Source organism: Streptomyces sp. NBC_00667 (genome assembly GCF_036226825.1).
In the GTDB taxonomy this organism is placed as follows: Bacteria; Actinomycetota; Actinomycetes; order Streptomycetales; family Streptomycetaceae; genus Streptomyces.
In genome coordinates this window covers 63863-75937 of sequence record NZ_CP109022.1, presented here as the reverse complement: position 1 = coordinate 75937, position 12075 = coordinate 63863, and the positions used below count along the sequence as shown (strand labels likewise).

8 protein-coding genes and 1 pseudogene are annotated in these 12075 nt (G+C 69.5%); 5 read left to right on the top strand and 4 right to left on the bottom strand.

Annotated features, from left to right (window positions below; translation table 11 throughout):
- Positions 1-65: 65 nt before the first annotated feature.
- Entirely contained in the window at positions 66-1376 is a 1311-nt protein-coding gene (locus OHA81_RS00305; RefSeq protein ID WP_329191568.1) for an ROK family transcriptional regulator, read from the bottom strand.
- Positions 1377-1531: 155 nt separating this feature from the next.
- Between OHA81_RS00305 and OHA81_RS00300 the strand changes: the two genes are divergently transcribed.
- From OHA81_RS00300 to OHA81_RS00285, 4 genes are read left to right on the top strand one after another with little or no spacing between them, the layout of a single operon-like run.
- Positions 1532-2851: an ABC transporter substrate-binding protein gene (locus tag OHA81_RS00300; protein WP_329191566.1), complete on the top strand. Its 1320-nt coding sequence runs from the start codon at positions 1532-1534 to the stop codon at positions 2849-2851.
- A gap of 10 nt (positions 2852-2861) precedes the next feature.
- Positions 2862-3863, top strand: a complete 1002-nt coding sequence (locus OHA81_RS00295) for a carbohydrate ABC transporter permease (RefSeq protein ID WP_329191564.1) — start codon at positions 2862-2864, stop codon at positions 3861-3863.
- Entirely contained in the window at positions 3853-4716 is an 864-nt protein-coding gene (locus tag OHA81_RS00290; RefSeq protein WP_329191562.1) for a carbohydrate ABC transporter permease, read from the top strand. Before OHA81_RS00295 ends, OHA81_RS00290 begins: the two co-directional genes overlap by 11 nt.
- Positions 4713-6131 (top strand): GH1 family beta-glucosidase, encoded by a 1419-nt coding sequence (locus OHA81_RS00285; protein ID WP_329191560.1) that lies wholly within the window; start codon positions 4713-4715, stop codon positions 6129-6131. Before OHA81_RS00290 ends, OHA81_RS00285 begins: the two co-directional genes overlap by 4 nt.
- Before the next feature lie 331 nt (positions 6132-6462).
- Here OHA81_RS00285 and OHA81_RS00275 read toward each other — a convergent pair.
- The 3 genes and pseudogenes from OHA81_RS00275 to OHA81_RS00265 all read right to left on the bottom strand — a co-directional run bounded on the left by OHA81_RS00275 (position 6463) and on the right by OHA81_RS00265 (position 11579).
- Positions 6463-8192, bottom strand: a pseudogene (locus OHA81_RS00275) (galactose-binding domain-containing protein).
- A gap of 41 nt (positions 8193-8233) precedes the next feature.
- Positions 8234-9304 (bottom strand): DUF1996 domain-containing protein, encoded by a 1071-nt coding sequence (locus OHA81_RS00270; protein WP_329191558.1) that lies wholly within the window; start codon positions 9302-9304, stop codon positions 8234-8236.
- A 118-nt stretch (positions 9305-9422) separates the two neighbouring features.
- On the bottom strand, positions 9423-11579 hold the full coding sequence (locus tag OHA81_RS00265; protein WP_329191556.1) for a discoidin domain-containing protein: 2157 nt from the start codon (positions 11577-11579) through the stop codon (positions 9423-9425).
- Positions 11580-11619: 40 nt separating this feature from the next.
- On the opposite strand from OHA81_RS00265, the gene OHA81_RS00260 reads away from it, so the two are divergent.
- Entirely contained in the window at positions 11620-11784 is a 165-nt protein-coding gene (locus OHA81_RS00260; RefSeq protein WP_329191554.1) for a hypothetical protein, read from the top strand.
- Positions 11785-12075 lie beyond the last annotated feature (291 nt).

Genomic DNA, 12075 nt, shown 5'->3' with positions numbered 1-12075 from the left:
GCGTCGGGGCTTCGCGCCAAAGTGCCCCGCGTGCTCGGTGGTGGGGCCGGCAGGCCGGCGTCCGGTCACGCGCGGCGGGGCGTCGTTTCGCCGCGGACGCGCAGGGCCGTGCGCCAGGCCGGGGGCTCGATGTGGGGCTGGGGTGCCGTGCGGCGGCCGCCCGTGGCGAAGAAGGCGGACAGCGGGAGCGTCGCCGCGCCGACCGTCACGGCGTCCGGCCCCAGGGAGCCCATGCCGATGGCGACCCGGCCGGCGGGATGACGCAGCGAGTACCGGGTCGTGTGCTCACGTACCGCCGCAAGGATGTGGGGGCCCAGCACCAGGCCCGCCCAGCCGCCGATCAGGATGCGCTCCGGCTGGAAGAGGTTGATGAGGCCGGACAGACCCGCCCCCAGGTATTCCGCGGTCTCCTCCAGCACCTCCAGCGCGACGGGGTCCTCCGTACGGGCCGCCGCCAGCAGCGCCGAGAGGGCCTCCTCCTCGTCCACGGAGTCCACCGGGCCGCCGCCCCGCTCCGCCCACCGCGCCAGCAGCGACTCCGCCCCCGTATAGGCTTCCAGGCAGCCCAGACCCCCGCACCGGCAGCGCCTGCCGCGCACCGAGACCGTGAGGTGCCCGCACTCCAGCGGCATCCCCTCCGTCGTCCCGCCGTCCGGCGAGCCGTCGGTGATCAGGCTCGCGCCGACGCCCGACCCGAACAGCACGACCAGCGCCTCCCGGGCGCCGCGCCCCGCCCCGAACCACATTTCCGCCTGGCCGAGGGTTCGCGCGCCGTTGTCGATGATGTAGGGGACCTCGTTCGGCACGGCTCCGGTGGCGCGCAGCAGCTCTTCCAGCGGTACGGCGTCCCAGCCGATGGTCTGGCCGTGTACCACGGTCCCGCCCGGTGCGCCCCGTTCGACGATGCCGGGCACTCCGACGCCCACGCCCAGCAGCCGCTCGGCGCCGATGGCCGCCTCGGCGAGTACGGCGGCGATCCCGTCCTTGATGTGGGCGACGATGGGGCCCACGTCGTAACAGCCGCGTGGCAGCAGCGGCATTTCGGCGCGGGCCAGTTCTCTCAAGGTCAGGTCGAACAGCTCGACACGGACGCGGGTCTCGCCGACGTCGACGCCGATCATGTGCGCACTGCCCGGGGCCACGCGCAGCAGCGTGCGGGGGCGGCCGCCGTCGGAGTCGACGACGCCGGCTTCCTCCAGGAATCCGTCGGTGACGAGCTCTCCGACGACATTGCTGACGGATCCGGAGCTCAGCCCCGTGGCGGGCCCCAGCTCCTGGCGGCTCATCGGCCCGCCGAAGTACAGACGTTGGAGGACGGCGCTCCGATTGCCCCGCCGCAGGTCCCGTACCGTTCGCCCGCTACGTCCCGTGGTCATCCGGCCCCTTCCGCAGTGGCATCGCTCGCAACATACCGTTGTGCGAGCCCTTGACGCGACCCTTTCACAGAGCTTAACTCACGTCCTAAATTAAGGCCTGGACGGAGTGCGCCGCGTCGGCCTTCCCGCATCCCGCCGAAAGGGACCGAGCCGCCATGCGCAGAACCCGGGTCGCTGCCGCCGCCGTCACAGTCTCCCTCCTCGCCACCGCCGCCACTGCCTGCGGCGGCGGGTCGACGGACAGCGGGGGCGGTTCCAACACCGCCCCCCAGGAGCTCACATACTGGGCCTCCAACCAGGGGCCCGACATCGCGGCGGACCAGGCCGCGCTCGCTCCCGAGCTGAAGAAGTTCGAACAGCAGACCGGCATCAAGGTCAAGCTGGAAGTCGTCCCCTGGGCCGACCTGCTCAACCGGATCCTCGCCGCCACCGCCTCCGGCCAGGGCCCGGACGTCCTCAACATCGGCAATACCTGGTCCTCCTCCCTCCAGGCCACCGGAGCGCTGCTGCCCTGGGACACCGAGAACTTCCGGGCGATCGGCGGCCGGGACCGCTTCGTCGAAGCCGCCATCGGATCGGCCGGTGCGTCCGGCAAGGACCCGGCAGCCGTCCCGCTCTACTCGATGTCCTACGCGCTCTACTACAACAAGAAGATGTTCCAGGAGGCAGGCATCGAAAAGCCGCCGGCCACCTGGGACGAGATGGTCACCGTCGGCCAGAAGCTGTCCAAGGACGGCAAGTGGGCGCTGGGCGCCGAGGGCTCGAACCTCTCCAACAACATCCACCAGGCCTTCGTGCTCTCCAAACAGCACGGCGCCGCGTTCTTCGACACCGCCGGCAAGCCCACCTTCGACACCCCCGCCAACGTCGAGGCCGTCAAGCAGTACGTCGACCTGATGGCCAAGGACAAGATCATCGCGCCGGGCAACGCCGAGTACGACAAGAACCAGTCCCTCCAGGACTTCGCCAACGGCAAGACCGCAATGGTCCTGTGGCAGAGCGCCGCCAGCAGTTTCAAGGCGCACGGCATGAAGGAGGGCGACTGGGGCGTTGCCCCCGTTCCCGTCCCGGCCGGCGGCGCCCCCGGCACCGGAAAGAACACCAACTCCATGGTCGCCGGCATCAACATGGCCGTCTTCAAGAACACCGACAACATCGACGGCTCCCTGAAGTTCGTGAAGTTCATGACCAGCGACGAAGAACAGAGGCTCCTGAACAAGACCTACGGCTCCATCCCGCCGGTCAAGGCCGCCCAGAACGACCCCGCCTTCGCCACCGAGGACCTCACCGTGCTCCGCACCACCCTCGCCACCAGCGCCGCCCCGCTGCCGCAGGTTCCCGAGGAGTCGCAGTTCGAGACCACCGTCGGCACCGCCGTCAAGGAGCTCTTCGCCGACGCCGCGGCCGGTCGCCCGGTGACCTCCGAGTCGGTCAAGGCGAAGCTCACCAAGGCCCAGCAGCAGATGTCGAACTGAGCCCCGCCCGATGACTTCCGCACCCACCGTGATCCCGCCCGATACCACCCCGCCAGGGACGCTGCGCCGCGCGGTCGGCGGCGGCCGCCCGCCCGGACGGCTGCGCCGCGCAGCCCTGCCCTACCTCCTCCTCCTGCCTGCGCTCCTCCTCGAACTGCTCATCCACCTCGTCCCGATGGTGATGGGCATCCTGATGAGCTTCCGCCGGCTCACCCAGTTCTTCATCCGGGACTGGTCCGGCGCTCCCTGGACGGGCTTCGACAACTACCGACTCGCCGTGGACGTCAACCGGCCCGTCGGCGAGGCCCTGCTCGGATCCTTCCTGACGACCTGCCTGTTCACCCTGCTCTCCGTGGCCCTGTGTTGGCTGCTCGGCACCGCGGCCGCCGTGTTTATGCAGGAGGCATTCCGCGGCCGAGGCTTCCTGCGGGCCCTGTTCCTGGTCCCGTACGCCCTGCCCGTCTACGCGGCCGTGATCACCTGGGCTTTCATGTTCCAGCGCGACAACGGCCTGGTGAACCACGTCCTGCACGACCAGCTCGGCATCGGAGGAACCGCGCACACCTTCTGGCTCCTGGGCGACAACAGTTTCTGGGCCCTGCTGACGGTGTCCGTGTGGAAGGGCTGGCCGTTCGCGTTCCTCATCGTCATGGCCGCCCTGCAGAACATCCCCAAGGACCTCTACGAGGCCGCTGCACTGGATGGAGCGGGCATCTGGCAGCAGATCCGCCGCATCACCCTGCCATCGGTCGGCGCCGTGAACCAGGTCCTGGTCCTGGTGCTGTTTCTGTGGACCTTCAACGACTTCAACACGCCATTCGTGCTGTTCGGCAAGTCCGCACCCCAGGCAGCGGACCTGATATCCGTCCACATCTACCAGTCCAGCTTCGTGACCTGGAACTTCGGCACCGGGTCGGCCATGTCGGTGCTGCTGCTCCTCTTCCTCCTGCTGGTCACCGCCGTCTACCTGCTCGTCACCACCCGCGGCCGGAGGGAAGCCGATGCCCGCTAGAGCCCGCAGCCCGCTCGATCCGCCCACCTCCTTCCGGGTGATCCGGGCCGTCTTCCTGACCCTGCTCGCAGGCTTCGTGCTCCTGCCCGTCTACGTGATGGTCACCAGCTCCCTCAAGCCGCTCCAGGACGTCTCGGGCCAGTTCCGGTGGATCCCCACCGGGCTGACCGTCCGCCCCTATATCGACATCTGGCACACTGTCCCGCTCGCCGAGTACTTCGTGAACTCCCTGATCGTGGCGGGAGCAGCGACCGTCTGCTCCGTGGTCATCGCAGTGTTCGCCGCCTACGCCGTCAGCCGCTACCGCTTCCGCGGCAAGCGCCTGTTCACGGTGACCGTGCTGTCCACCCAGATGTTCCCGGGGATCCTCTTCCTGCTCCCGCTGTTCCTGATCTTCGTCAACATCGGCAACAGCACCGGGGTCGCCCTCTACGGCTCCCGTGGCGGGCTCATCCTCACCTACCTCACCTTCTCCCTGCCCTTCTCCATCTGGATGCTCATCGGCTACTTCGACTCGGTGCCCCGAGACCTCGACGAGGCGGCCACCGTCGACGGCTGCGGCCCGCTCGGCGCACTGTTCCGCGTCGTGATCCCCGCAGCGGTCCCCGGCATCGTCGCCGTCGCCGTCTACGCCTTCATGACCGCCTGGGGCGAAGTGCTCTTCGCCTCCGTCATGACGAACGACGCCACCCGCACCCTCGCCGTCGGACTGCAGGGCTACTCCACGCAGAACGACGTCTACTGGAACCAGATCATGGCCGCCTCACTCGTCGTCAGCATCCCCGTCGTCGCCGGCTTCCTGCTGCTGCAGAAGTACCTGGTGGCCGGACTCACGGCAGGAGCCGTCAAATGACCCTTTCCGAAAGCCTCCCCCTGACCGGGCGCGGGGCCGCCGACGACGCCGTCGGGCACCCGGCCACCGAGGACGCCCTCGATCTGGCCGCCCTCCCCGCCGACTTCGCCTGGGGCACCGCCACCTCCGCCTACCAGATCGAGGGAGCGGTCGATGAGGACGGCCGCGCCCCCTCCATCTGGGACACCTTCAGCCGTGTCCCCGGCGCCATCGACAACGGCCACACCGGCGACACCGCCTGCGACCACTACCACCGCTGGCCCGAGGACATCGCCCTGATGCGGGACCTCGGTACCAACGCCTACCGGCTGTCCGTCGCCTGGCCGCGCATCCTGCCCGACGGAGACGGCCCCGCCAACGCCAAGGGCCTGGACCACTACGACCGGCTGATCGACGCCCTGCTCGCCGCCGGAATCGAACCCAACGTCACCCTCTACCACTGGGACCTCCCACAGGCCCTCCAGGACCTCGGCGGCTGGCCCGAGCGTGCCACCGCCGAGCACTTCGCCGCGTACGCCGGCCTGGTGGCCGGCCGGCTCGGAGACCGCGTCACCCAGTGGGCCACCCTGAACGAACCGCTGTGCTCCGCCTGGATCGGCCACCTGGAAGGCAAGATGGCCCCCGGCTGGACGGACCTGACTGCCGCCGTCCGCGCCTCCTACCACCTGCTGCTCGGCCACGGCCTCGCCACCCAGGCCGTCCGCTCCGCGGCCCCCGGCGCCCGGATCGGCATAGTCAACAACCTCTCCACCATCGAACCCGCCACCGACAGCGAGGCCGACCGCGCCGCCGCTCGGCGCATGGACGGCCACGTCAACCGCTGGTGGCTCGACCCGGTCCACGGGCGCGGCTTCCCCGCCGACATGCGCGAGGTCTACGGCGTGGAACTGCCCGAACGCCCCGGCGACCTCGCGGCCGTCGCGGCCCCTCTGGACTGGATCGGCCTCAACTACTACTTCCCGCAGGTCGTCACCGCCGACCCGGCCGGTCCCGCCCCCTTCGCCCGACAGACTGTCCGTCCCGGCGTCCCGCGCACCGGCATGGACTGGGAGGTCGACGCCAACGGCCTGGAAACACTCATCATGCGGCTCCACGAGGAGTACGGGGCCCGGCGCATCCACATCACCGAGAACGGCTCCGCCTACCCGGACACCCTCGCAGCCGACGGCAGCGTCCACGACCCCGAGCGCACCGCCTACCTGACCTCCCACCTGACCGCCTGTGCCCGCGCGGCCCGCCGCGGCGCTCCGGTGGCCGGCTACTACGCCTGGTCGCTGCTGGACAACTTCGAATGGGCCTACGGCTACGACAAGCGCTTCGGCCTGGTCCACGTCGACTACGCCACCCAGGCCCGCACAGTGAAGTCCAGCGGCCGCACGTACGCCGGCATCATCGCCGCCCACCGCTCCCGCTGAGACCTCCTCCCTCCCTCGCGCCCCCGCGCCCGCCCCCGCCCCCGCCTGCCGGGGGCGGGCGCGGTCGGCGAGGGCGAGTTGCATGGCGTGCGGGTCACGGGGGTCGCGGGTGCGCTCGATCAGGCCGGCCGACTCCCGCGTGAGTGAGACCCAGCGGGGCCACCGCGCGGTCGACCGTGACACGCCACCTTAATTTGGCGCAGGTGACGGTGCACCCGAGCAAACCAACGCCCCCGACACTTTCCGAACACGCCCTCACCCGCGCGCGCCGCCCCTGCGAAGCAGAAGGGGCGGCGCGCGGAATCCGGAAGGGCCTCAGGCGGCCGGGCGGTCAGGCATAGACCCCGAAGTGGAACAAGGAGTAGCCGTAGCCGGTGCCGCGTTGGCCAGCTCCAGCCGGACGTAGCGGCCCGACGCGCTGATGGCGAAGTCGTCGATCCCCCCGTCACCGGACGACGTGGCGTACGCGGTGCGCCAGTTCTGGCCGTCGTCCGACACCTTGATGCTGTACGCCTTTCCGTAGGCGCTCTCCCACACCAGCTGGGCGTGCTTCGGCTGCCTCACCGATCCCAGGTCCACCTGGAGCCACTGCGGATCGGCCCAGGTGCTGGCCCAGCGGGTGTCATTGCGGCCGTCGGTGGCCAGGGCCGGGGTGCACGGGCAGCCGCCGTAGCCGTCGTTCTGGTAGGTGGAGGCGGTCGTGGGCCGGCCCAGTGCCACGTCGGTGCCCGCCACCGGAGGCGGTACCACCTTGACCGAGCGCTGTCCTACGCCCACGTTTCCCCGCCCGTCCTTGACCTTGACGTACAGCTTCCATGTGCCGGTCTTCGCCGGCGCGGTGACCTTCAGGGTGCCGTTGCCGAGGTTCGTGGACGGCACGGAGACGAGACCGCTTCCGCCGTCGACGTACTTGCTGCCCCACAGGACCTCGTAGGCGAGCTGGTCGCCCTCGGGGTCCGTCGCCGGGACCTGGACGGTGATCTCCTTGCCGGCCGGAACGGTGCCCGGGTCAGCCACGGAGGGCACCGACACGGTGGACGGCTGGTTGTCCCCGGCGGTGCTGCCCCCGTACACGCGCTTGAGCGCGTAGTACGACGTGCGGCGCTCACCGGCGGGGGTCAGGTTGAACCAGTGGCCGCCGAAGTCGTACTCGGTGCCGTAGTGGAAGACCGTCGCCCCCAGGGCCACGCCCCGGTGGCCGGTGACGCAGTTCCAGGCGTTGGTGTAGCCGTCCGCCTTCGCCTGGTCGCCCGGCTCCAGCGGGACTCCGTTGGCGTCGTTCGGCACTTCCCATTCACCGGCCGGTCCCGTCTCGGTGATGATGTACGGCTTGGTGTAGCCGCCCTGCTCCCAGGCCTGGCGGACGCCGCAGACCTCCTTGTACGAGTTCACGGCGTACAGGTCCAGGTCGGGAGAGTTGCGCTTGTAGTACGTCCAGGCGCCGACCCACGCGTCGGTGGACGTCACGGGATGGTTGGCGTCGATGCGGTGGACGGCCTTCGCCACGTCGTTCACGAAGGTGGTGTAGGCGTTGCGCTGGTTCTCCAGCTCGGTCCCGCTGTAGCAGTTCTGCAGGCCGAGCACCGACTCGTTGCCGATGTTCCACATCAGTACCGACGGGTGGTCGCGGTAGTTCTCCACCCACTTGGTGAACTCGGCCAGCATGTTGTTCTTGTACGTGGTGTCCGTGACGTAGTCGGTGCAGCCGGCGGAGCCCGGGCCGCCGCCCGGCCGGAGTCAGAACCCGGCGACCACCTTGATGCTGTTCGAGGCCGCCGCGTCCAACAGCTGGCGGCTGCTCGCGTCGGTGCCCCACGTACGGATGGTGTTGGCGCCCAGCGACTTCACGTCGGGCAGCAGCCGCCCGGCGTCCGCCGGGGACGGGCCCCAGGTGACGCCCTTGACGACGAAAGGGGAACCGTTGACCGTCAGCTGCCAGCTGCCCTGCGAGCCGGTCACCTTCACCACGCTGCCGACGGCCTGCGCCGGTCCCGCGGGGATTACTGCCGCGGTGCCCGCGAGGCGTGCGGCCGCGACGAGGGAACGCATACGGGAGTGCATGCCTGGACCTCCTTGGAAGGGGGTGGGGGAGGAGGAACGGGTCACGGGAGCCGGTAGTCCGGACCGAGGACGGATCCCGCCTCGGGGTGGGTCTCGTCGTAACCGCGGGCGTTGCATTGGAAGCCGCCGTTGATGCACTGGTCGACAAGGGCCTTCAGCGTCCGGTCGTCCCATGCGTTGAAGAAGTCGTAGTGGAAGGAGTGGCCACTGCCGCTGGACAGCCTCACCTGCGACATGTCACCGCTGACCGGGAAGGCCATCTTGAACTCGACCATCGGCAGCGCGACGGGGTGGTCGGCCGGGCACACGTTGTCGTTGCTGCCAGGCTTCACGATCGGGTAGGCCATATGGGCCTTGTGGTCGGGCGTGTCCAGATACTTGCCGTCCCAGCAGCTGGGTGACTGCATGCGGATGTTGAGCTGTGTCCCGGCGGGGCAGTTCGCCGGGAACTCCACGTTCTTGAAGCTGTCGCCGCACTCCCAGCCCTCGACCCAGCCACGGTGGGCGCGGAACTCGGCCGCGGTCTGCGTCGGGCTGCCGACCACGAAGCGCAGGCCCTTGGGGAAGGGGCGCACGCTCTTGTAGTCGGTGACGCCGGTCTTGTAGTAGATCACCTGAGGTCCGGTGGGCAGGACGGGCTGATTGCCGTTGTACAGCGTCGGCATCCAGTAGCCGGACAGGTCGCCGGGGGCGTTGCAGCGCGTGCCGCCCGCGCCGAGTGAGGCGGTGGTGGAGTTGGCGTCGGTCGTGGTGTTGCCCATGAAGGTGTGGTTGTGCGAGGCGCCGGGCCGGCCTGCGAAGACGATCGGGTCGTCGGGGGCGGTCTTGCTGACGGCGCAGTTCGCCTGGAACTCGTGGAAGTAGCGGTCGGGTGGGTTCGCCCAGGAGGGGGTGACGCCGGTGACCGGCGGCACGGCCGGGATGTAGCCGTCCCCGTCCGGGTCGTCACCGGTGGCGAGGGGCGCGACGGCGGCATGGTCCATGTGGACGGCCGCGCCGTTGGGGGGAGAGGCCTGGGCGGTCAGGGCGAGACCGCCCAGGCCCGCCGCCGCGGTCATGGCGAAAGCCGCCGAAACCAGTAGGGCGGACAGGCTCCGAGGTCGGAGATTCACTTCTGCTCCTGCGGATGGTGGGGGAAGCCCTCTGGATGGGAGAGCGCTCTCTCAAACGGACCGGAAAACGCGGGGCGGCCGACTGCCGCCCCGCGTGTTGCGCGGGTTCGGGGACAGGTCAGGGGAAGGAGACGACGGCCGACGGGGTGGTCGAGGTCCCCGAGGTCGGGGCTCCCGTGGCGTTGATGACGTGCTCGTACTGGCCGTTGCCGCCGAGCGAGACGACGAGCAGGTCGTGGAACTTGACGCCCGGCTTCACCGGCACCTCGAAACCGTGGTCCTGCCGGATGGTCGGGTCCACGTTGTAGTAGCAGTAGCTGCCCAACCCCCACCCCTCGTGGGTGTTGACCGAGTCGGCCACCTTGTAGGCCGCGAACCCCTTGGTGGAGCCGTTCTGGACGGCAGCCTGGTTGGGCGCGTCGTACGCCTTCTCGTTCTGGAAGAAGATCGTGCGGCCCCGGTCGCCGTTCCACTGCACGTCGTACTTGTTGAAGTGCTCGACGAACAGACCGGTGGCCAGGACGTCGTCGCCGTTCACCCGGAAGCCGTAGTCGGAGCGGTTGGTCTCCCAGCCGACCCCGTCACCGTGGTCGGCGCGCCAGATCCACGTGTGGTCGACGATCGTGTCGTGGTTGTTGATCACCATGCCGACTGTGGCCCTGCCCGCGCCCGCGCCGCCGACCCGGACGAACACGTCCTGCACGGTGGTCGGGTTCGCCGCGTGGTCCGTGGTGGTGCCGGCCGGGCCGACCTCCAGGAGGCTGGGCGAGTTGACGGGGCCCGCGTCGATCAGGAGGCCGGCGAGCCTGATGCCGTCTACGTCGGCGACCTTCAACGCGGTCACTCCGTTGTCCGGGACGATCGTCGCCAGGCCGAGGCCGAGGACGACCGTGTCCGGGCGGTTGACCTGGATGGTCTGGCTGACGTGGTACACGCCGGGGGTGAAGAGCAGGTGCAGGCCCTGGGCCAGTGCCGCGTTGATCGTCGCCGCGCTCGCGCCCGGCTTGACCACGTAGAACTGGCTCAACGGGATCGAGGACCCCTGCGGCGTGCCGTTGCCCCAGGAGGTGCCGCGGGCGCCGGTGCGCTTGGCCGGTACGAAGACCTTGTACTGGGTGCCGTCGAGGTAGAGGAAGGGCTTCTCGCGGGAGACGGGCGTGCTGTCGAGCGTGGTGTAGGGGGCGTTCGGGAAGCTCTGGGCCGGTGCGCCCTGGACCCCCGAGAACACCTGGTTCCACACGGCGTTGGACCATCCGCCGATCGAGCTGTCACGGGTGTACCACTGCTGCTGCGAGTAGTTGCCGACCTGTCCGTCGATCTTGGAGTCGGCGATGTAGCCGCCCGAAGCCCAGCCGTAGCCGTCGGGCGCCAGGTTCAGGCCGCCCTTGACGTGCATCCGGCGGAACGGCGCGGCCTGTGAGACGGCCCAGCGGTCCGTACCGCTGACCGGGTTGAGGGCGAGGTTCTCGGCGGAGCGCCAGAAGTTCTGGGTGGCGTTGCCCCCGAACCAGCCGGCGTCGACGGTCACGTCGCCGTTGATGGTGGTGTCGTCGGGATTGAGGCCGAGGCCGGAGATCGAGGTGTAGAAGCCGATCTGGGCGTTGAGGCCGTTGTACGTGCCGGGCTTGAAAAGGAACTGGTAACGCCCGGAGCCGAATTGGGCCGATTCCTGCTGCGCGAAGACCTGGTCCAGCTTGGCCTGGATGTCCGGCATCGAGGGGTCGAAGACGATCACGTTCGGTCCGAGGTCACCGCCGCCGGGGATCACCGGGCCGGTGCCCGTGGTGCCGTAGACCTGGAACTCCCAGAGCGAGTAGCCGTAGGCGGTGGCTCGTTGGGTGCCGTAGACGCGGACGTAGCGCGCGGTGCCTGTGATGTCGTGGGTCTGGACCCCGCCGGTGCCTGCGGTCGTCGAGTAGGCGGTGGACCAGGTGGCGCCGTCGGTGGACAGCTCGACCCGGTAGGACTTCGCGTACGCCGCCTCCCAGCGCAGGACCACCTGGTTCACCTGGGCGGGGGTGCCGAGGTCGACCTGTATCCACTGAGGGTCGGCGAACTGGCTCGACCAGCGACTGCCGTTGTCGCCGTCGACGGCCGCACCGGCCGGGGTCCCGGCGCCCTCCACGCTGGAGGCGGTGGCGGGCTTGCCCTGGGAGAGCAGAACGGGAGCCGCCTGGGCCGCGGTGCCGGGCAGCAGCACGAGGAGGGCCGTGACCAGGGCGGCGGCGAGCGCAGCGACGGTGAGCCGCGGCGGGCGGTCGGAGAGGAGTGGCATGGGGGCGCTCCTGACGTCATGAATCCGGGGGGATCGAAGCGTGAGTGAACTGCCCTCCAGCTGGACCGTCAAGGGTTTCCGCATTCATGAACTGAAGATCCTCAGCGCGATCCACGCCCACCAGACCTGTGAACTCGAGGTTTCTTCAATCCTTGTGAAAAGTATTGACGAAAAAAATTCTGCGGGTCTCTACTGGTGTCCCTGACCGCTCCGCCCCGCCGTCGCTGGCGGCGCGACGGATCTGGGCAGAGTTCAGGAAGTGAGCCATGAGCAGGCGGAGTTGAGGGCTACGTCTTCGTTACTTGTCCACTGTCAGCACGCGGCAGGCCGCCCAGAGGGCGTCGAGCACGTCGGAGCGAGGGGCTTCGCGGAGCTGAAGCGGCCACGATGAACGGCATGTACCAGACCGGTCAGGCCCTGCGCCAAACGCGCTGTTGGCGTCCCGGCTGCTGATCCCTTCCAGTCCTGGGCGATCGCGGGCCGGTGGCGGACGACC

What these genes read in the sequence shown, in the direction of transcription:
- OHA81_RS00305 (WP_329191568.1), bottom strand. Translation starts at nt 1,376, where the DNA reads ATGACCACGGGACGTAGCGGGCGAACGGTACGGGACCTGCGGCGGGGC.
- OHA81_RS00300 (WP_329191566.1), top strand. Translation starts at nt 1,532, where the DNA reads ATGCGCAGAACCCGGGTCGCTGCCGCCGCCGTCACAGTCTCCCTCCTC.
- OHA81_RS00295 (WP_329191564.1), top strand. Translation starts at nt 2,862, where the DNA reads ATGACTTCCGCACCCACCGTGATCCCGCCCGATACCACCCCGCCAGGG.
- OHA81_RS00290 (WP_329191562.1), top strand. Translation starts at nt 3,853, where the DNA reads ATGCCCGCTAGAGCCCGCAGCCCGCTCGATCCGCCCACCTCCTTCCGG.
- OHA81_RS00285 (WP_329191560.1), top strand. Translation starts at nt 4,713, where the DNA reads ATGACCCTTTCCGAAAGCCTCCCCCTGACCGGGCGCGGGGCCGCCGAC.
- OHA81_RS00265 (WP_329191556.1), bottom strand. Translation starts at nt 11,579, where the DNA reads ATGCCACTCCTCTCCGACCGCCCGCCGCGGCTCACCGTCGCTGCGCTC.